The organism is Noviherbaspirillum phoenicis, assembly GCF_047237965.1.
GTDB lineage: Bacteria > Pseudomonadota > Gammaproteobacteria > Burkholderiales > Burkholderiaceae_D > Noviherbaspirillum_A.
The window spans coordinates 2,128,084-2,148,698 of the sequence record NZ_JBDFLX010000001.1 but is presented as its reverse complement, the minus strand read 5'-3'; the positions used below and the strand labels follow the sequence as shown (position 1 = coordinate 2,148,698).

At 63.8% G+C, this 20,615-nt stretch carries 13 protein-coding genes; 7 read left to right on the top strand and 6 right to left on the bottom strand.

Going from position 1 to position 20,615, the window contains the following annotated elements; translation table 11 throughout:
• Positions 1–41: 41 nt before the first annotated feature.
• On the top strand, positions 42–713 hold the full coding sequence (locus ABC383_RS09740) for a TetR family transcriptional regulator (RefSeq protein WP_413013516.1): 672 nt from the start codon (positions 42–44) through the stop codon (positions 711–713).
• A gap of 203 nt (positions 714–916) precedes the next feature.
• Entirely contained in the window at positions 917–4,492 is a 3,576-nt protein-coding gene (locus ABC383_RS09735) for a hypothetical protein (RefSeq protein WP_413013514.1), read from the top strand.
• A gap of 23 nt (positions 4,493–4,515) precedes the next feature.
• Here ABC383_RS09735 and ABC383_RS09730 read toward each other — a convergent pair whose 3' ends face one another.
• Positions 4,516–4,650: a hypothetical protein gene (locus ABC383_RS09730; RefSeq protein WP_413013513.1), complete on the bottom strand. Its 135-nt coding sequence runs from the start codon at positions 4,648–4,650 to the stop codon at positions 4,516–4,518.
• Positions 4,651–4,847: 197 nt separating this feature from the next.
• Between ABC383_RS09730 and ABC383_RS09725 the strand changes: the two genes are divergently transcribed.
• The 5 genes from ABC383_RS09725 (at position 4,848) to ABC383_RS09705 (ending at position 13,639) form a co-directional block, all read left to right on the top strand.
• Positions 4,848–10,223 (top strand): DUF6531 domain-containing protein, encoded by a 5,376-nt coding sequence (locus ABC383_RS09725; protein WP_413013512.1) that lies wholly within the window; start codon positions 4,848–4,850, stop codon positions 10,221–10,223.
• A 3-nt stretch (positions 10,224–10,226) separates the two neighbouring features.
• Positions 10,227–10,934 carry a hypothetical protein gene (locus ABC383_RS09720; protein WP_413013510.1) on the top strand — a complete coding sequence of 236 codons (708 nt, stop codon included), beginning with the start codon at positions 10,227–10,229 and terminating at the stop codon, positions 10,932–10,934.
• Between the two features lie 30 nt (positions 10,935–10,964).
• Entirely contained in the window at positions 10,965–11,549 is a 585-nt protein-coding gene (locus tag ABC383_RS09715) for a hypothetical protein (RefSeq protein ID WP_413013508.1), read from the top strand.
• Positions 11,550–11,628: 79 nt separating this feature from the next.
• The gene (locus tag ABC383_RS09710) at positions 11,629–11,913 is read left to right on the top strand and encodes a hypothetical protein (RefSeq protein WP_413013507.1); all 285 of its coding nucleotides are present in this window, start codon (positions 11,629–11,631) and stop codon (positions 11,911–11,913) included.
• 7 nt (positions 11,914–11,920) lie between these two features.
• Positions 11,921–13,639, top strand: coding sequence for a DUF192 domain-containing protein (locus tag ABC383_RS09705; RefSeq protein WP_413013505.1), 1,719 nt, complete (start codon positions 11,921–11,923; stop codon positions 13,637–13,639).
• Positions 13,640–13,826: 187 nt separating this feature from the next.
• Here the strand turns inward: ABC383_RS09705 and ABC383_RS09700 are convergent, their stop codons facing one another.
• From ABC383_RS09700 to ABC383_RS09680, 5 genes are read right to left on the bottom strand one after another with little or no spacing between them, the layout of a single operon-like run.
• Positions 13,827–15,167: a TolC family outer membrane protein gene (locus ABC383_RS09700; RefSeq protein ID WP_413013503.1), complete on the bottom strand. Its 1,341-nt coding sequence runs from the start codon at positions 15,165–15,167 to the stop codon at positions 13,827–13,829.
• Between the two features lie 19 nt (positions 15,168–15,186).
• Complete coding sequence (locus tag ABC383_RS09695) at positions 15,187–15,510, bottom strand: rhodanese-like domain-containing protein (RefSeq protein ID WP_413013501.1); 324 nt, start codon at positions 15,508–15,510, stop codon at positions 15,187–15,189.
• Between the two features lie 9 nt (positions 15,511–15,519).
• Positions 15,520–16,185 (bottom strand): protein-L-isoaspartate O-methyltransferase family protein, encoded by a 666-nt coding sequence (locus ABC383_RS09690; RefSeq protein WP_413013499.1) that lies wholly within the window; start codon positions 16,183–16,185, stop codon positions 15,520–15,522.
• Between the two features lie 42 nt (positions 16,186–16,227).
• Positions 16,228–19,446, bottom strand: coding sequence for an efflux RND transporter permease subunit (locus ABC383_RS09685; protein ID WP_413013497.1), 3,219 nt, complete (start codon positions 19,444–19,446; stop codon positions 16,228–16,230).
• A gap of 11 nt (positions 19,447–19,457) precedes the next feature.
• Positions 19,458–20,615 (bottom strand): efflux RND transporter periplasmic adaptor subunit, encoded by a 1,158-nt coding sequence (locus ABC383_RS09680; RefSeq protein ID WP_413013495.1) that lies wholly within the window; start codon positions 20,613–20,615, stop codon positions 19,458–19,460.

The window sequence follows — 20,615 nt, the reverse complement described above, 5'->3', positions numbered from 1 at the left end:
CAATGGAAATTCATCAACGGTGCGTCCCCCACCGGACCATCATGGCCAGATCAACCAAGGAAGAAGCCCTAGAAACCCGTAACCGCATCCTCGATGCGGCCGAGGAAGTGTTCCATGCCAATGGCGTGTCGCGCACCTCGCTTGCGGACGTGGCGCAGGCAGCCAACGTCACTCGCGGCGCGATCTACTGGCATTTCAAGAACAAGGGCGACCTGTTCGACGCGATGTGCGAGCGGGTGCGGCTGCCGATGGAGGAAATGGCAGCCGCCGGCCTGGACGACCGGGAAGCCGATCCGCTGGGGCAGTTGCGCAAGACCATCCTGTTCGTGCTCAACGACGTGCGCCACAATCCGCATTCGCGCAAGGTGCTGGGCATCGTGTTTCACAAATGCGAGTTCGTGGAAGCGGCCGGACCCATCATCGAGCGCCAGCAGGATGTGTTCCTGAAAGGCCGCAGCGACCTGCGCCGCATCCTCGACAATGCGTTGGCCAGGTCGCAGCTTCCCGCCGATCTCGACACCGAACTGGCCAGCATCATGATGCAGGCGCAGATCGACGGTCTGATCAATATCAGTCTTTTCACACCCGACAGCGCCGACTTCGACGCCCATGCCGAACGCATGGTCGATGCGGCCATCGAGATGCTGCGCTGCGCGCCTTCGCTGCGCACCGTCGCCGAGCGCAAGCCGCAACGCATGAGCCGCAACGCATAAGCGCCTGCAGACAGCGCGGCCAGGCCTGTGGCCGCCATCACGCTGTTCTCCTTTCGTGCCGCTTCGCATGTGCCGCCTTCCCCGGCCGGTGACACGGCGGCGCACGCGGTTCGATGCAGCCGCTTGAGCCGTCCCAAGGCGGCGCGGGCGGTCAGGCCTTACTGTCGCTTTCCTTCATCGACCCCGAAGCAGGAAAGGCCGTCATGCATCAAGCAACCACGTTTTATTCCGATGGGCTGGACGTCATCGCCGAGTTCCTCGCTTGTTCCAGGCCCGCCGCCGACGGCATCGTCGCCGTCTATCAGGACCCGCGCCAGTATGAGCATGCGATGCGCCAGCTGGCCCGCTGGAACCGCAGCCACGGGCTGATCAGCGGCGACGAAGCGGCGCTGCGCATCGGCGTCAGCACGGGCACATGGAACGGCCTGTATGCCGCCGCGCTCAGCATGGGCCGTGCCGCGACGCCGGATGCGATCGGCATGTCGGCACGCGGCGCCGGCGGCATGCTGGCCGAGCTTTCGGCCGTGCCGCTGATGGCCGATGCCATGCAGCCTTGCGACAGCCATCCCCACCTGCGCAGCCCCGGTCAGGGTGCGGGTCATGAGGATGGGCCATGGCTGCAGCTGGCCTGGCAGCCGCTGCAGAAGCTGCTGCTGCGCGACCGCCTGCTGGAACAGGAGGCCAGGCGGCCGCGCCTGAGCGTCGCGGCAATGCCGCAAGGCTGCGCCTGGCTTGATGCCGACACGCTGGCGCATGGCTTCCTGCTGCAGGCGCCGGGCCAGCCGCCGCAGCTCATCTGCGCGCCCGGCTGGCAGGCCCGCGTCGCGCAGGAAGTGGAGCGTCACTTCAAGGCGTCGGTGCTCCTTCTGTTCAGGCTGATGTTTCATGACGCCGGCCAGGGCTGGGGCTGGGATGCCGATTCGGCGCAGTGCCGCGGCTTGGCCACGCTGATGGCGCAGGCCGAAGACACGGGACTGAGCGACTTCAACGGCATGAGCGAAACCTGCATGCTGCTGGCCGACGCCATCGACAAGGCAGCGTCTGGCGAAGCACTGGAAGGCAGCCTGTCGGCCGCTGTGCTGCTGGCCGATGCGGTAATGAAGCTGGCGGCCATGTGGCCGCAGGAGATGCTGCATCCCCGCCATCCCTCGGCCCGGCTGATGGCCGGATGGATGGCGCAGGTGGACGAGAAGGCGCAGGTGGCGCCGGATGCGCTGCTGGGGCCGGGCGTGCGCATCGGCAGGGGCAGCGTGGTGGAAAGCGGCGCCATCATCCAGGGCGGCGCCGAAGTCGGCGCCGGCGTGCTGATCCCGGAGGGCGTGGTGGTGGCTGCCGGCGCCCGGGTCACGAGCCTGGCGCTGGAGGGCGTATTGCTGCCGGCCGGCACCGTGCTGTGCGGCAGCGCGCGCCTGCAGCGCGGCGTGCGCGTGGGCAGGCAGGTAAGCCTGGGCGCGAATGCGGAGATCGGCGCCGGCGTCCATCTGCCTGACGGCATCGTCGTGGCCGACCTGGCGCGGGTGCGTCAGCTCTACCTTGGGCGGGGCGTGGTGCTGGCGCCGGGCACCCGGATCGAGGGCAGCCTCTCCGTGGGGACGCGCAGCCGCATCGGCGGCGGGGTGTGCTTCGGCGCCGACGTCGAGGTCGGCGCCGAAGCGGAAATCGGCAGCGGGCTCCATCTGCCGCGCGGCATCATGGTCGCCGCCGGCGCCAGGATCAGCCGCTGCAACATCGCCGCCAGCGCCAGCATACCGCCCGGCACCGTGCTGCACGGCGACCTGACGCTGCGCCGCAACTGCGTGGTCGGCATCGGCGTGGTGTTCGGCTATGGCGCCGACGTCGGCCCCGACGTGATCATTCCATCCGGCGTGACGGTGATGGCAAATGCGCGCATCGAGCGCCTGCAACTGAACGGCTGCGAGCTGCCGCACCAGACCATGATCGGCGGCAACCTGACACTGGGACGCCAGTGCCGGGTCGGACGCAGCGTGGTGTTCGAGGGAGACAACCGGATCGGCCCGGCAGTGCAGCTGCCGGCTGGCGTCCATGTCGCCAGAGGAGCGCGAATCAACTACCTGCGGCTGCATGCGCCGCTTCCGCTTCGCACCGCCATCCATGGCAATCTCATCGTCGGTCCGACTGCGCGGGTCGGACGCGGCGTGATCCTGGGCGCGGACGTCACCCTGCGCGCCACGATCCCGGACGGACTCTCGGTCGCTCCCGGCGCAGTAGTGCGCAAGTGCGACGTGGCTGGCGCGCTGCTGGGATCGGATACCTGCATCGCTGGCGACCTGTATCTCGCCAGCGGCGTCGCGCTTGGCGACCATATCCGCTTGGAGCATGGCGTGCGCATCAAGACCGCCTGCCGGGTTCCGGATGGACTGGTATTTCGCGCCGGCGCCCGGGTGCGCTTCTTCGAAGTCGCGCCTGACGTGACGCTCCCGGCCGGCACCCGGATCGGCGGAAGCCTGCGCCTGGCGCAGGGCGTGCGGGTCGGGGCGGGCGTCGAGTTCGGCGACGATGTGGAGGTCGGACCCGGCGTATGCATACCTGACGGCGCGCGCATCGCCGACCAGGCGCGCATCACCCGCCTTGAGATCGCGCCGGACGCGGACCTGCCCGCCTGCTTTCACCTGCATGGCAACGCCATCGTCGGCGCGGCTGCCTGCATCGGCGACAACGCGATGCTGGGGCGGGACGTGGTGATCGGCCCGGGCGTCGCGCTGCCGGCCGGCACGATGCTGTGCGACGGCGCTCGGCTGGGCGATCTGCGCCTGGGCGAGGGCGTGTCGCTGCCAGCGGGAACGCGCATCGGCGGCAACCTGATCGTCCGGCGCGGCGCCGTGCTGGGCAGCGATGTCGAGTTCGGCGCCAACGTGGAAATCGGGCCCCATGTGCGCCTGCCGGAAGGCCTGCAGGTGGCGCCCGGCACCCGCCTGGGCGCGCTGTCCATCGCCAGCAATGTCCGGGTGCCGTACGGCACGCGCATACATGGCGACCTGTCGATGTCAGCCGGCGTGACGATCGGCCGGCAGGTCGTTTTCGGCGCCGGCATACGGCTCGGGCCAGGCGTGCCCGTTCCGGACGGCGCCGTCATCGGCGACGGCGCCCGCATCGACCGTCTGCAGATTGCCGGCAATGTCACGCTGGGCAGCGAAGTGGTGTTTACCGGCAATGCGGTGATAGGGGCCTGCGCCTGCGTCGGCGATGGCGTGCTGCTGGGGAAGGATGTGGTGATCGGGCCGCGCGTGCGTTTGCCTCCTGGCGTAGTCGTGGCCGACCGCGCCCGGGTGCGCCGGTTCTGCGTTGGCCCACGGACCACCCTGCCGGCGATGTTTATCGTCGAAGGCAACCTCACCCTGGGTCAGGGCGTCGTGGTCGGCCATGGCGCGCGCCTTGGCGCCGACGTACGGGCAGAGCCAGGCGCAGTCATCAACGACTATGCGGAGATACCGGCAGGCACGCGGGTGACGGCGGCGATACGGGCCGCGGGCAGCATTCCAGTCGCACCGCCGCCGGATGCCAGCCTGCCCGTCTGGCAGGCCTACATGGCGCAGCTGTCGCTGAACCTGCAGCAGGGGACGACGCCGGTCGATGCGCAGACGCCTGGTCCGCAGCCGAGCCAGGCAACGGTGAGCACAGCACAGACGGCCGATACCGAAACGGCGCTGGCGCCCGAGGCATTGCCGCGACCGGTATCGGCGCCCATCGCGATACCCCAGGCCCTGACAGCGTATCCGTCGCATGCACCCGGCCTGCGGCCGCTCTCGCCATTTGGCTGAATCCACCGCGCAAACGGGCATTATCAGCGGGCTTCGTTGCCGCCTGTGCATGCTCGATTCGATAGAAGAACAGCCTGCAAACCGGCCTTGCCGGCCGTCGCCGTTTTCCTGCCATTGCGCCAGACGCGCTTGCCTTTGACGGGCAGGCGCAGCAGCATCGCAGTCCTGCCTTGCCTCACCGTTTCCGTAGCGCCCGGGCACATGCCCGCGCCGGCCTGGCCGGCACTGCCTCAGTCTTTGGTCTCGCACGTCTTGCCCGATTTACCCGACTTGCCCGTATCGCCTTCCTTTCCCGCCTGCGACGCAGCGCGGCAGCCCGTGGCCGGCAGGCAGCCCGCCGCGTTGATTGCCTTGATTGTTTGCCGATCGCGTCGCCATGCGTGCATGCCTTTGCCGGATCCTTCCGATTGCCTTGCTGCTGCTTGCCTGCGTCATTCCCAGCCATGGCCGGGCCGCCGAGCCGTCCGCCTGCGGGCCGGATGTCGCCGGCTCTCCCTGCGGCGAGGAGCAGGTCGCCGGGCTGCCCGCCACCGGCGGCGTGCCGCAGGGCGTGGGCAATCCGGTCAATCTCATCACCGGCAACAAGCACCAGCGCGAGACCGACATGGCGGCGCTGCCCGGCGCACTGGGCCTGGAACTGGTCCGCCACTACAACAGCGAACTGGCGCGGCCGGGCATGCCGCTGTATGGCATCGGCCGAGGCTGGCAGTTTTCCTATGACACCCGGCTGCATGCGCAGGGCCGCACGCTGCACATTGTGCAGGCCGACGGCGCGCGGCGCAGCTTCGCGCGCAGCGCGCTGCGCACCACACTCTTTGCCAGCGCCAATCCGGCCGAGGGCGTGGTGCGCATCGCGCGCGGCGACGATGTGCTGCATTACCGCTGGCGCTGGCCGGATGGCCGCGAACTCGGCTTCGACCGCAACGGCCGTCTGCGGCGCATCACACTAGCCGGCGGCGAGGCGCTGGTAATCGAGCGCCTGGCCGATGGCCGCCTTGCCAGCGTCACCGATCCGCAGGGCCGCAGCCTCAGCTTCCACTACCCCGGAAAGGCAAGCCTGCGGCCGGGCCGGCTGAGCGCGATTCGCCACGTGGATACCCCGGTCGGCCGCATCCTCTACGACTATGGCGACGCCGCGCCGGGCGACCCGCCCCAGCAGGCGGAAAACCTGCTTGCGGTCCATCTGCCGACCCACCACGAGCCGGGCAGGCTGCGCTCGCTCGACGGCCGCGGCGACCGGCCCGCCGACTACAGCCGCAGCACCCTGCGGCGGCGCTATCACTACGAGGATCCGCGCTTTCCCGCGTTCCTGACCGGCATTTCCGTCACCGGCGCCGGCAGCGACGGCCGCCAGTTCGACCAGCGCATTGCCCGCTGGGCCTATGACCGCAACGGCCTGGCGGTGCTGTCGGCCAGCGGCAAGGCGGCGCAGGACGCGGCACCCGGCAGCCAGCCGCATGCCGGCGCCGGCCTGATCATGCTGGACCGGCGCACGCCCGGCCGCACCACGCTCACCGATGGCGATGGCCGCGTCACCGTCTACCGCCATGCCATCGTCAACGGCGCTTTCCGCCTGCTGGAAGCGCGGGGCGCCGGCTGCGAGCGCTGTGGTCCGGTCAATCTGCGCTATGGCTATGACCACCTTGGGCGGCTGCAGGAAGTCACCCGGCTGGATGCGCGGGGCATGCCGGTCGAAGGCCGGCGCGAGGAGCACGATGCATGGGGCCGGACATATTCCAGCAAGACCGTTCAGTATGCCCATGGCCGAGAAACCGGCCGCACCCTAATGCTGCGCCAGCTGTACCGGCCGGCCGGCATCGCGGCTGCGGCGTCCGGGACATCGCCTGCAACGCCGTTGCCGGCCGGCCAGCATGGCCCCAAGCAGGTCGCCATGCCCAGCGTGCTGGCCGGGCACGATCACAAGACCGTCATCGAGTACAACCAGCGGCGGCAGCCGCTGACCGTGACCGAAACCGGCTACCACCCGGCGGATGGCAGCATGCAGGCGCGCACCACCCGTTACCGTTATGCAGAGATCGCCGGGCGCAGCCTGCTTTCGGAAATCGACGGCCCGCTGCCCAACGGCCCGGCCGGCACGCCGGCCGACTCCGACATCACCCGCTATGAATGGGACGCCGCGGGCGCTTACGTGCGCCGCGTTCGCCATCCGATGGGCGCCATCAGCGAGATGGAATACGACCCGCACACCGGCCGCCTCGCCGTGCTGACGCTGCGCTGGGAGCGCACGGTGCGGCAACTGCGCTATGCCTACGATCCGCTGGGGCAGGTGGAGCAGGTGGGGGAACGGGTGCTGGATGTGGACGGCCTCACGGTGCTGGCCGAACGGGAGCTGGGCATTCGCTGGAATGCGCTGGGCCGGCCGAGCGCGCTGGTGGAAGCCGATGGCACGGTGCGGGAACTGGATGAAGGCGGGTTGGTCGGGGCGCAGGCTTCGATGGCATCCACAACTTCCACGACCTCGGCGACCTCTGCGATTTCTACAACTTCCATGAAGTCAGCAGCAATGCCATCTGCTGTTGCCGTCAGAGCGCTTGCGGCATCGCTGGCAGGCACTGCGGTCAGCCCAGCCCTTGCCGCACCTGGCCTGTTGCCCCCGGCAGACCAGACCAATGCTCCCGGTGCGCTCTGGCCGACCCAGTACGGCGACCCGCTGACCGCGGCCGCCCATGAAGCGCTGCGCTTCGACGCCAATGGCCGCTCGGCCGAACGCCGCATCGACGATTTCGGCCAAGTGGTGGCCATACGCAATCCCGGCCAGGGCTGGCAGCATGCCCGCTATGACGAAGCCGGCCGCCTGGTCGAGATCCGCGATGCGCGCGCCGCCATCACGCTGGCCCGCTACGACGCCGCCGGCCGCCTGCTGCGGGTAGAGCGGACCATGCCGGGCGCGTTGCCCGAGCGGGTGGACATTGCCTGGCGCGGTCCCGAGCGGCTTACTGAAACCGTGCGCATCGCCGGACAGCAGACCCATGCCACGCATTACCGCCACGCCCCCTGGGGCCAGGTCAGCCAGATGCAGGTGGAAATCGCGGGCGCCGACGGCGGCGCGCCGGTCCGGATGAGCCTGCAGTCGCGCTACGACAGCGCCGGCCGCCTGATCTCGCGCACCCTGCCGGGCGGCGAGCGGCTGGCCTGGCGCTACTACGCCAGCGCACCGTATCGCAGCCAGCAGGCAGCCATCGAGCAAATCCACTGGCCGGTCTGGCTGGATGGGCTGATGACCCGATTGCCCGAAACCTGGCTGGACCGCTGGCATTGGAAAACCCGCATTGCGGTGTTTGCGCCGCGGGAAGCGGAGCAAACGTTGGCGGCATCGGGCGCGGCGGCGATGACGATGACAGCGGGATTGAATGCGGTGAGGGCAGGAGCGGCAGGAGCGGCAGGAGCGGCAGGAGCGGCAGGAGCGGCAGGAGCTGCCGGGCCAATCGCCTGGCCCGGGAGGCCGCCTGATGCCGAACCCGGCTTGAGCGCCCAGGCGCCAGGCGCCGACCATGATGCAGCCGGCTTGCCGCACCGCCTGTCCGCTCCCGGGGGAAAACTACTGCTGCGCTGGAATGCCGCCCGCCAGCTGAGCGAGGTAGGTGTGGTGCCCGGCGCCGACCAATCCGGATCTCAACCGGTTGCCCGCTACCGCTACGACGCCCGCGGTCGCCGCGCCAGCAAGCACACCGCTGCTGGCGATGAGTACTACCTGTACGAAGGCACGCAACTGGTTGCTGCGGTAAGGATCAATCCAAAGCGCCGTCGCAGCCTGAACCAGTACCTGTATGAGGGTTATCGGGCAGTAGCCTGGTTGCGCGAGGGCGTCGCGCATGCGCTGCAAACCGACAGCCGCGGCGCGCTGAGTGAAGTGCGCGCCCTGGCCAATGATGGCAAGCCAGCCCAAACCCTGTGGCGCGCCGAACTCGACGCCTGGGGCAGTCGCCCCAAGAACGCGCTGCCCAGCCCGCACGACCCCAGGTTGCGTCTGGTGAACCAGTATGCCGACGATGAAACCGGCCTGTCCTACCACATCGCCCGCTACTACGACCCATCGCAGGGTCGCTTCCTGAGCCCCGACCCGGCCGGCATCGCCGACACCCTGTTCGCCGACGTCCCGCCCGCGCTACGCCTGGACCTCACCGCCTACGTCGCCGGTCAACCCTGGCAATACATCGACCCCGACGGCGCCGCCCGCCTGATCTATTACGCCTTGACCACCGACGCCAAGGGTAAGCAGCTGGGCGTGACTCAGGGCTTCACCCGCGCTCGTTGGGCCTTCAGCATCGACGGCATCGAAGCCAGCGGCGACGGCGGCAGCGACGCGATCAATCAGTTAATGGAAAAGTACGCGAAAAACCAGACCGGTCTGCTGTTCGACGGCGGCGGGGATTATCTAACGGGTGGGAAGAAGGCGGTGTCATGGAATGGCGCGGCGGATGAGACGGTGGATGGGTTCAGGAAGCACTACGGGAAAAATTTGATTGGGTTGCCGAATTTTACGATTGGGAATTTTAGTAATCGGGATGCGGCGTTGTTAGTGGCAGGGTTAGTAGGCAATACGGAAGACGCGAAACTGTGCCCTGTTAAAAACATGCTTCTTCCTCCAATAAATTTTGCTGCAGATGAAAATCCGATATCGCCTATTGAAAATAAGGTTCCGCAGAGAATTTTGAATTGCGGTGATATATCGCTCAGCAAAAATGAAGTGGAAACAATAAGAATCAGAAAATTTTTAAAGCTAAATCAGGCGATTTCATTAAATGAAATAACTGAGGTTTATAAAGACTGTGCATTGAACGGTTGCCCATCTAAAGCTGGTATATTTTTGAAAATTCCAAGTGAATACAAAAATAGAATACCTGCTGCGTTCAGTCATCTTCAATTCGCGCCAGAAACTTTTACTGAAATTATTACGGAAAATATTCTTAATGACTCTGCGGTCATAAAATACAAAATTAGCACAGTATTAATTGATAGAATATTCGATAGTAATGCTAGTAAGAGTGATATTAATTTGGCATCGACGCGTGCCAGATGGGCCTATGTATACGCTGATTGTTTGAGTGGTAAAAAAAGTCGTTATCTCTATAGAAATATGGATTGCCCTTCGGGATTGGACAGTTCAAAGCAATGGGAAGATTTAAAAGTGACTGTTAGAGAAGAGTTTTCGATGAAAACAGGTCTTGAAAGCAATGCTTGGGATTTTTTGAAAAAATTCGTTAATGGTGAACTTAAATCAAAAGTAGATTATGTTAATGGAACTAATCCAAAGGAACTGCTGGATTCACTTTCCTGGCATGCATGGAATACAGTTTCTGATGCAGAAAAATGGTTTAGGAATCTTGCTAGTGATAATTCAGCCGGCGGAAAGATGGAGGCACTTGCTATTTTGTATTTTCAAATTCGGGAGCAGCAGTTAATAAATGACAAAGAGCATGGCCTTAAGTACAGTGAAGACCATCTCTATCCTTTGGCAAAAGAAAAAACCGCGGAAAACCAGCTGAGTATAAATTTAGAGATGGCTCTGCGTCTCGCACGTAGACACAACGGCGGCGCTTGGTGGTCTAGCATTCAAGATTTAAAAAAGAACGATGCACATGATTACGTAAAAAAAATGGCTGGCTCTCCAGGCTTCGATGAATATGGCAATTACTCTTCGCTGCGGTGTGCCAGAAAGTCAGATATTAGTTTGAACGGTTTGCTTCTTTTGCCTTTAAACCTTGGTTGAATCATGAAGAAAATCTATATTTTTTTTCTAGGAATGGCTATTTTAAAAAGTTCAGTAGCAGGTGATCTTGGTGAACCACAGCAGCCTGATAAATTTAAAGAAGATTTTTTGTGGGTGAATGCTGGAAAATGCAATAGGCCATCGGCAAAGCCTATTCCACCAATATTTTTCCTCGATCCAGAAAAAAATAAACATAAAATATTTATGCGGCGTTGGCTTGATGCTGATGGTGATGGTATGTGTGAATTATATGATGTAGGTGAGATGGAGACATCAAAGTTCACTAGTAAGATTTATGGATATCCAATACGGATTTCAAAATACACCGGAGGGCGATGGAAAGTTTCGCCTATCATGGCTGGAAGCTGGGTACCGCTAATTTTATTGGATAAGGTTAGTGGAGAAAGAATGCAAGTCGATTATGTTTATGGGAATGCAGGTTACAGTGCCGCTGCGGGATTTAGTCCCGTAAATTGTGAAATTTCGAGAAAATATTTAGCCATAAGCTATATGCTTCTATTCCATTTTCCTGAATTTGCGAAAAATGATCCATTGACTGATCCTAAGGGATATTGGAATGATGTCATTTCTGGGTGGCTAAATGCAACATACACCGATCCGTTGGAGCTTCGTCAGCTTGAATTGCCTATTGAGTGCAGGAATCGTTATCGCTTGGTTGTGTCGGCCATAATTGAAAAACTTGGTCGGTAGCAATTCGTTCTTTGCCAAGGAGAGTAAGGCGTGATGAAATTTTTATTTCTATATATTCTATCTTTTATTTCTTCGAATTGTAATGCTGAAGAAGAATATTCTGACCGGGAAATCACGAGCCGCTTCGTTGTGGAGCCGGAATCTACTTGTAAAAAAGTTAAGGCTCCTGAGCCAAAAAGGCCAAATACTCCGTTTTCCTCGCGACGATACTATTTATCTATTGATGGGAAAGAAAGCTGTCAAATCCTTGATGTATGGATTCAGCGAATTACAAATCTTTCGACTGACAATAGAAGAGAGATATACTCAATAATTCACCGTTTTGATGGTCACTTATGGGTGAAAGAGTTTGGATTAGATGATAAGCCTTTGTTAAGAATAAAAGATAAAAAGACAGGCATTATCTATTTTTTTACTGAGTTAAATGAAGATCTTTTCTATAGAAAAGGAATAATTTACTTTTCTGGTGAGTGGCGAGGTAATGACTGGAGAAAAATGAATGCAGGTTTGCAGTCATTGTATAGTTGTCAAGATGTTCCTATTTTTGAATGCAAATTCATTCAAGCGGCTGTAGAAAGAATTATTTGGCTCGAATTAGGCAAGGAGGCATCCTAAAAAGCAGCCATCGTAGCCTGGGTGGAGCGCTGCGAAACCTGTGCCCACCTACCAAAAACTGCAAATAACCTGAAAAGCCATGGTCCAATACCGTCGCAATTTCCTTCACGGCGCCAGTTACAGATTTACTGGCGCCGTGCTGAATCTGATCTCCTCTTTCCTGATTGAGCACATCGCAATCCTGCGCAACGCATTGCAATCAGTGTGCGCCCAATGGCCCTTCATCCTGGATGCCGTCGTTGTATTGCCTGTGCCGCGCATGGTGCAATGGACTTCTTCCTCATTTCACTGGTTTGTGCGCCAGGTGATTTATCCGGTTGACCGGGGTGGCAAGGAGGCTGGGAGCGGAGGATTTTGTGAGTGAGGCAGGGATGGTTCGCGTTTCACTGCGCTCAACCCAGGCTACGGGCGCTGACATCACAACCGGTCTGCATACCGGCTCTGGCTTCAAGCCGTTGAATGTCCGAACCGCCGACAACTTCTGGCACCGTCTGCGCGGGCTGATGTTCGCACGCCCTCTGGAACCGATGACCGCCTTGCTTCTGACCCGCTGCGCCAGCATCCATACCGCCTTCATGCGGCAAACCATCGACGTTCTCTATCTCGACGCCCACGGCGTGGTCCTGCGCTGCGTCGCCAACGTCCCCCCGTGGCGCGCCAGTGCCAGGCCGGGCGCAAAACATGTGCTGGAAATGGCCGCCGGCAGCATCACGCGTCTGGGCATCGCGTCCGGCCACCACCTCGCCCATCCCTTCTTCAGCAAGCAAGCCGCGATACCCTCCCACCCCCAGCGCGGCGCCTCGATGACCGAGTTCATCGTCGTCGCCCCGGTTTTGCTGCTGATCGGCCTGGCGCTGCTCCAATACGCATTACTGTTCTTCACCAGGAACCAGGTCAACCACGCCGGCTTCATGGCGGTGCGGGCCGGCAGCATGCACAATGCGACCGCCGAGTCGATCAGCGCTGCCTACCTGCGCCATCTGGCGCCGCTGTACGGCGGCGGCAGCAACGCCGAGGAAGTGGCGCAGGCGGCGGCGCGGGCGGCGGTCGACATGCAGGGTAACTTCCGCCTCGAACTGATCAATCCCACCAAAGCGAGTTTCGATGACTTCAGCGAGCCGGAGCTGAAGGAAAAGCACAATACCGATGCCCGCGTGCTGCCCAATTCCTCGCTGGCGCTGCGCAATCCCGCCATCATCAAGGCCAACTCAGGGCAAAACATCTTCGACGCCAATCTGCTCAAGGTGCGCATCACCCATGGCTACCGGCCGGGCGTGCCGCTGGTGGGCAAGGTGTTCACCGGCGGCCTGCAGGCGGCCGACGATGGCAAGGACAGCTTCGTCAGCGCCTTGCTGGCCAAGGGAAGGGTGCCGGTGGTCACCGATATCACGCTGCACATGAACAGCGATGCCTTCGAGTGGGCGAACCCGGTGTGGATATCGCCGGAAGGCAGCAGGTCAGCCGATCCCGCCGGACCAGGCGGTTCGTCGAATCCACCCGCTTCGCAGCCGCCCACCTCGCCCGACCCGGCCGGCAACAAGGGCAGCGGCGATCCGCCGGCGCCACCCACCAGTGGCAACGATCAACCCGTCCCCGGCAATGACGACGCCAATACGCCAGCCAATACCACATCCGACAGCGGCACCGCCTGTGGCGGGCAACCATGCCCGGTGTGCAAGGCGGATGTGCCCGCGTCGGACGACCTGGACTTGTCGTCCGACGTGCTGTTCGACTTCGACCAGGCAACGCTGAAACCGGAGGGTAAGGAGGAACTGGACAGCCTGATCGAGGAAGCGAAAGCGTCGGTGGAGGATGGCGAGCCAATTGCCGGCCTGACTATCAGCGGCTATACCGATCAGCTCGGCAGCGATGCGGTCAACCTGAAGCTGTCGCAGGCGCGGGCGGAAGCGGTGCGCGACTACCTGAAGGCCAACGGATTCCCGGACGTGCCGATCACGGTGCGCGGCATGGGCGCGGCCGATCCCAAGGTACCGCTGTCAAGTTGCGCGGGCAGCGGTCAGGAGCAGCAGGATTGCCTGGCGCCAAACAGGCGGGTGGTGATAAGTGTGAGGCGGGCAGGGCAGGCCTGACGCCGGATTCGATCCATGACGGGGCCTGACGCTGCAGATTTACTGCATCGCGGTTTCCGCCCTTTCACCTATGGCATGGCAGGTAATGAAACGGCCCAAGCACAAGAAGCGCTGATCGCGCTGATCGTGCCGATTGCGTCGGCTCATAGCCGCTTCCCTATGGAGCGCCCATGCACTGAGCTAGCGCTCAAAATGACTGCAGCAGCGCATTCACCTGCGTTAGGTCTTCCTCGCGCAGCACGCCAGCCGCCGATTTCAGGCGCAGGCTGTTGACCAGGGTGTCATAGCGGGCGCGCGCCAGGTCGCGGCGGGTGGCGTAAAGCTGCTGCTGCGCATTGAGCACGTCGATATTGATCCGCACGCCCACCTGGTAGCCGAGCCGGTTCGATTCCAGCGCCGACTGGCTCGACACTTCCGCCGCCTGCAGCGCCCGCACCTGGGCCAGGCCGCTGTTGATGCCCAGGAAAGCCTGGCGCGCGCCCTGGGTGGCGACACGGCGGGCGTTTTCCAGGTCAGCCCGGCTACGCTCTTCCAGCGCAATCGATTCTCTTACGCGGCTGGTTACTGCGAAGCCCGAGAACAGCGGGATATTCCACTGCACGCCGATATTGCTGGTGTTGGAGACGATGCCGGATGCCTGGTTCACTGCAGTAGGCAGCACGCCGGTCTGGTTCGAGTGGGTGCGGCTGGCCACCAGGTCCAGCGTCGGATAATGGCCAGCCCGGTTCTTGCTGATTTCGCGCCGCGCCACTTCCAGCGACAGCTGCTGCGCCATCACGCCATAGTTGCGGGTCTCGGCACTGTCTATCCACGGCTCCATGCGTTCCGGGTCCGGCCTGGGCAGCAGCAGGCCGGGTTTCAGCGTCGCCAGGTCGCCGGCCGGGCGGCCGATGATCTGCTGCAGCGCGCTGCGCTTGACTTCCAGGTCGTTCATGGCCGCCGATTCCTGCGCCTCGGCCAGGTCATAGCGCGCCTGGGCTTCCTGGCTGTCGGTGATGGTGGCGGTGCCGACTTCGAAATTACGCTTGGCCGAGGCCAGCTGCTCGGTGATCGCCACCTTCTGCGCCTGCACCGTGGCCAGCACATCCTGCGCCGCCAGCACGTCGAAATAGGCCTGCGCCACTCGCACGATCAGGTCCTGCTGGGCCTGCGCGAACTGGGCTTCGCTGACCGCGGTCAGCAGCTTGCCCTGCTGGTAGGTTTCCCAGTTGGCCCAGCGCAGCAGCGGCTGTGCCAGCGACACCGTATAGCTGTTGACGGTGGCGCCGCTGTCGCGCCGCACATTCAGGCTGGAGATATCCACCGTGCCGTCGGTTCGCACATAGCTGCCGGTGACGCCGATGTTGGGCAGCAGTCCGGCCAGGCCCTGCGGCGCGCGTTCCGCGCCGGCCGTCAGCGCCGCCCGGGCGCTGGCAAACACCGCGTCATTCGCCAGCGCCTCCCGGTAAACCTGCAACAGGTCGGCGGCCTGCGTCTGGCAGGCAAACAGGGTGGTGGCAAACAGGGCGGCAAGGCGGGATAGGCGCATAGAGTCTCCGGCGTGGATTTCAGTAAGTGGGCATGTTGTTGTCGACCTGCAGCGCCCATGCATGGATGCCGCCGGTCAGGTTGGACACTTCGGAAAAGCCGTGCTGCTCCAGGAAATTCGCCACCTGCATGCTGCGCGCGCCATGGTGGCAGATGCAGACCACCGGCGCATCCTGCGGCAGATCGGCCAGCCGCGCCGGCACCGTGCGCATCGGCATCTCGGTCGAGCCGGCGATCTGGCAGGTCTGGAATTCCCAGGGCTCGCGCACGTCCAGCAGCAGCGGCTTGTCGCGGGCCGGATCGGCCAGCCATTGCGCCAGTTCAGGCGCGCTCAGATGTTGCATCGCTGGTCCTCAGAACTTGAAGTGGGAAGGATGAACCGCCTGGCGCAGCGGCGTCACGCTGGTTTCGAACAGGTTGCGGGTGTGGTAGCCGGTTTCGGAGGTGCGGGTGATCAGCCGCGCTTCCATCACCGGACGCTCGCCAATCACGCACAGCAGGCGGCCGCCGACCTTCAACTGGCGCAGGAAGGCGTCCGGCAGCACCGGCAGGGAGCCGGAAATGACGATCACGTCATACGGCGCGGTGAACTGGCCGCTGCCTTCCCAGCCGAAGGCGCCATTGCCTAGCACCACGTCGACATTGCCCACGCCGTAGTCGGCCAGGTTTTTCTCGGCCATTGCCTTCAGTTCGGGCGAGATTTCCACGGTCGTCACATGCAGCGCCCGGTGCGCCAGCAGCGCCGCCATGTAGCCGGTGCCGGCGCCGATTTCCAGCACGGTTTCATGCTTCCTGGGCGCGACTTCCTGCAGCACGCGCGCTTCGAACTTGGGCGGCAGCATGTTTTCGCCGCCCGGCAGGGGAATCTCGGTGTCGACGAAGGCCAGGCTGCGGACGGCTTCCGGTACGAAGGCTTCGCGCCTGACCACATGCAGCAGGTCCAGTATCTCCGTATCCAGGACGTCCCAGGTGCGGATCTGCTGTTCGATCATGTTGAAGCGGGCTTGCTCAATGTTCATGGAGAGGCTCAGTGTCAGGAATGGAAAAATGGCGCAATTTTATCAAAGCCCGTCGTCGCGATGACCGGCCTGTGGCGCGACGATCGGCGCCGCACCCTGGCCGACCGCTTCGGCAGGGCGCCGCCGCCGCTTCGCCCAGGCGGCGAAATCGTCGAGATAGGTATAAATCACCGGCACCACCACCAGCGTCAGGATGGAGGAGGTGATGATGCCGCCGATCACCGCCTGGCCCATCGGCGCGCGCTGCTCCGATCCCTCCGAGAGGCCGAAGGCCAGCGGCACCATGCCGAACACCATCGCCAGCGTGGTCATCAGGATGGGGCGCAGCCGCACATGGGCCGCTTCCAGCAGCGCTGCGCCGCGCTCCATGCCGGCCTGGCGCGATTGGTTGGCAAAGTCCACCAGCAGGATCGCATTCTTGGTCACCAGCCCCATGAGCATGATGAAGCCGATGATGGAGAACATGTTGAGCGTGGAGCGGAAGGACATCAGCGCGAGAAACACGCCGATCAGCGTCAGCGGCAGCGCCGACATGATGGCCACCGGCTGCAGGAAGCTGGCGAACTGCGAAGCCAGGATCATGTAGATGAAGATGATGGCCAGCGCCAGCGCCGACAGCGCGTAGCCGAACGACTCCTTCATGTTCTTGGCGGCGCCGCCGATCTCGTAGCGGTAGCCGGGCGGCCAGTGCATCTCGTCCAGCGCCTGCTTGATGTCGGCATTGACCTGGCCGGCCGAGCGGCCGACCGCGTTGGCCGAGATCTCGACCTCGCGGTTCAGGTTGCGCCGGTTGATCTGGTTCGCGCCCAGCGAGGGCGCCACGGTGGCGACCTGGCGCAGAGGCACCATGCGCGGCGAGCCGTCGGCATTGAGCTGGGAGCTGGTCAGCATCAGGCGCGACAGGTCTTCGCTGCTGCCGCGGTCGGACGGCGCCAGGCGCACGGTGACGTCGTAGTTTTCATCATCCGGGCCGCGCCAGCTGCTGGCCGCTTCGCCCGCCAGCAGCGGCCGCAGCGCATTGCCGATCTGCGCCACGCCCACGCCCAGGTCGGCGCCGATGTCGCGCCGCGGCTGGATGGAAATGGTCGGTTTTTGCGCCTTCATGCTGGAGTCGAGGTCGACCACGCCGGGTATCCTGCGCAGCCGCTGCTGCACCTCGTCCGAGATGCGCGCCAGCTGCGCCAGGTCGTTGCCTAGGATGGAGAAGCGCACCTGCTTGTTGTCGCCGCCGACGTCGTCCAGGCTGCCGACCAGGGTGACCGTAATGCCGGGAATGCCGGCCAGGCGCTGCCGCAGCGGCGTGGTCAGCTGGGCCGCGCTGCGGCTACGCTCGGCGCGCGGCTTCAGGCGCACGAAGGTGGTGGCGAAATTCTTGCCGGCGGCGTTGCCGGTATTGATCGTGGTGTAGAGGTCCAGCACTTCCGGAAATTCCCGCAGCACCGCTTCCACCTGCCGCGCCTTGGCTTCCGTCAGTTCCAGCGAGGAGCCCACCGGCGTATAGAAGGCCACGCCGGTTTCGGAATAGTCCGCCTGCGGCACGAATTCGCTGCCGATCAGGCCGGAGGCCGGCAGCGCCAGGCCGGCAAAGAAGGTGGCGATGGCCAGCACCAGGGTGGCGACCCGGTGCCGCAGCGACCACTTCAGCAGCACCTGGTAGACGCGCGACAGGGATTGCACCCATTCCTCGAACTTGCCGGTGACGCGGCCAATGGTGCGGTCATACAGCGTGCGCTTGCCGGCGCGGCCATGGGCGTCGGGGTCGGGCCATACCGAGGACAGCATCGGGTCCAGCGTGAAGGAGACGAACATCGAGATCAGCACCGCCGCCACCACCGTGATGCCGAACTGGTGGAAGAAGCGGCCGATGATGCCGCCCATGAAGCCCACCGGCAGGAACACCGCCACGATGGAAAAGGTGGTGGCCAGCACCGCCAGGCCGATCTCGGCCGTGCCTTCCAGCGCCGCCTGCCTATGGGTCTTGTAGCGGCCGTTGATGCGCATGCCCGCATGCCGCACGATGTTTTCCCGCACCACGATGGCGTCGTCGATCAAGAGGCCCACGCACAGCGACAGCGCCATCAGCGTGATCATGTTGATGGTGAAGCCGAATGCGTACATGAACAGGAAGGTGCCGATCAGCGCCACCGGCAGCGTCAGGCCGGTAATGACCGTCGAGCGCCAGGAATTGAGGAACAGGAACACGATCAGGATGGTCAGCACCGCGCCCTCGATCAGGGTCTTGCGCACGTTTTCCACGCCGACCCGGATCTGGCGCGAGCCGTCCTTGATCACTTCCAGCCGCACGCCGGGATAGAGCGCGCGCATGGTCGGCGCCATCTCGGTCAGGGCCTGGCGCAGGCCGTCCACCACCTCGATGGTGTTCTGGCCCTGCGCCTTCAGGATGTCCATGGCCAGGGTGCGGCGGCCGTTGTACAGCGCCAGCGTCTCCTGTTCCTGCTGGCTGTCCACCACCGTGGCCACCTGCGACAGCAGCACCGGCTGGCCGCCGCGGCGGGCCACGATGATGCGCCTGAACTCCGCCGGGTCGCCGATGCGGCCCTGCACCTGCACCACCTTTTCATTGTCCACCGCGCGGATCGCGCCGGTCGGCAGTTCCTGGTTCTCGTTGCGCACCGCGGCGATCACCTGGTCCACGCCCACGCCCAGCGCTTCCATGTCGCCGGGCCGCACATAGATCTGGATCTCGCGCTTGACGCCGCCCACCAGCGTCACCGAGCCGACGCCGCGCACATTCTCCAGCCGCTTCCTGACCACCTGGTCGGCAATCGTGGTCAGCTCGCGCAGATTGCGCTGGCTGCCTTCCTCGGCCGAGACCGAGATCGAGAAGATGGCGCGGTCGGCCGGATCGTAGCGCATGATGCGCGGCTCCTTGACCTCCTTGCGGAAGGCCGGCTTGACCAGCGCCACCTTCTCGCGCACGTCCTGCGCCGCCTGGGCCGCGTCCACCGTCAGCAGGAAGCGGATGATGACCACCGAGTTGCCCTCGTAGGAGCGCGAGGTCAGGCTGTCGATGCCGTTGATGGTGTTGACCACTTCCTCGATCTTGCGGGTGACGTCGGACTCCACCGACTCCGGCGAAGCGCCCGGATATTCGGTCTGCACCACCACGATGGGGAAGGTGATGTCAGGGAACTGGTCCACCTGCAGCCGCTGGTAGGAAAACAGGCCGAGGACGACGAACGCCACCATCATCATGGTGGCCAGCACGGGATTGCCGATACTGATGCGGGTGAACCACATGGCGGCCTCCTCTAGCGCGCCGACGCGTCAACCGGGCCGGCGGCGGTCTGCAGCACCTTCACCGTCGCGCCGGTGGGCAGGTTGCCGAGATTGCGGCGCACCACCTGCGCGCCCGGCGCCAAGCCGCCGGTGATTTCCACCAGCACCGCGTCGCCGTCGCTGCCGGTGATGCCGGTCTGCACCGTCTTGCGTTCCAGCTTGTCGCCTTCGATCGCATAGACGAAGAAGCTGTCGCCATTGCCCTGCAGTGCCGACTGCGGCACTGCCAGCACGCCGGATTTCTTCGACAGCGTCAGCCGCGCCTCGCCGAACATGCCGGCCCGCAGCAGGCTTTGCGGATTATCCAGCTGCAGATAGGCCATGATGGAGCGCGAGCCGGCCTGGGTTGCCGGGTTGATCCGCGCCACCCGCGCCGGCATCGGCTTGTCCAGGCCTTCCACCCTGACCGCCACTTCCTGGCCGGGCGCGATGCTGAGGATGTCGCTGGTCGGCACCGCCACTTCCATTTCCAATTTGGACAGGTCGACCACGTCGAGCAGCTTGCCGTCGACCGCGACCTTTTCGCCCGGCTGCACGCTGCGGCTGGCCACCAGGCCCGCGATCGGCGCGCGGATCACCGTATCGGCCAGCGCCTTCTTCGTCACCGCCAGCGCGCCCGCCGCGGCGTCGACATTGGCCAGCGCGATGTCGTACTGGCTGGCGGTGGTGTCGAACGCGTTCTTGGAGATGAAGCCGCGCTCCAGCAGGGCCCGGTTGTTGTCGCGCGCCTTGATGGCGATATCGAGCTGGCCGCGGGCGGCCACCAGCGCCGCTTCCGACTGTGCCTGCCGCGCCCGGTAGTCGCTTTCGTCCATGCGCACCAGCACCTGGCCGGCAGTCACCGCCTCGCCTTCGCGGACCAGCACTTCCCGCACCTCGCCCGCCACCCGGGCCTTCACCGCAGCCTGGTTGATGGCCCGCAGCGAACCCGTCACCGACAGCGTCTGCCGCAGGTCGCGCGGCGTGACCGTCAGCAGGTCGGAGGCCAGGAACTGCAACGGCGGCGCTTCGATGCGCGCGCTGGCCTGCGTGCTGGCGGCTGCCTGGCGCGACTTGACGAAGCCGCGTGCGCCGACCGCGGCGAGCAGCACTACGATGGCAATGATCCAGAATGACCGGCGTCTGAGCAT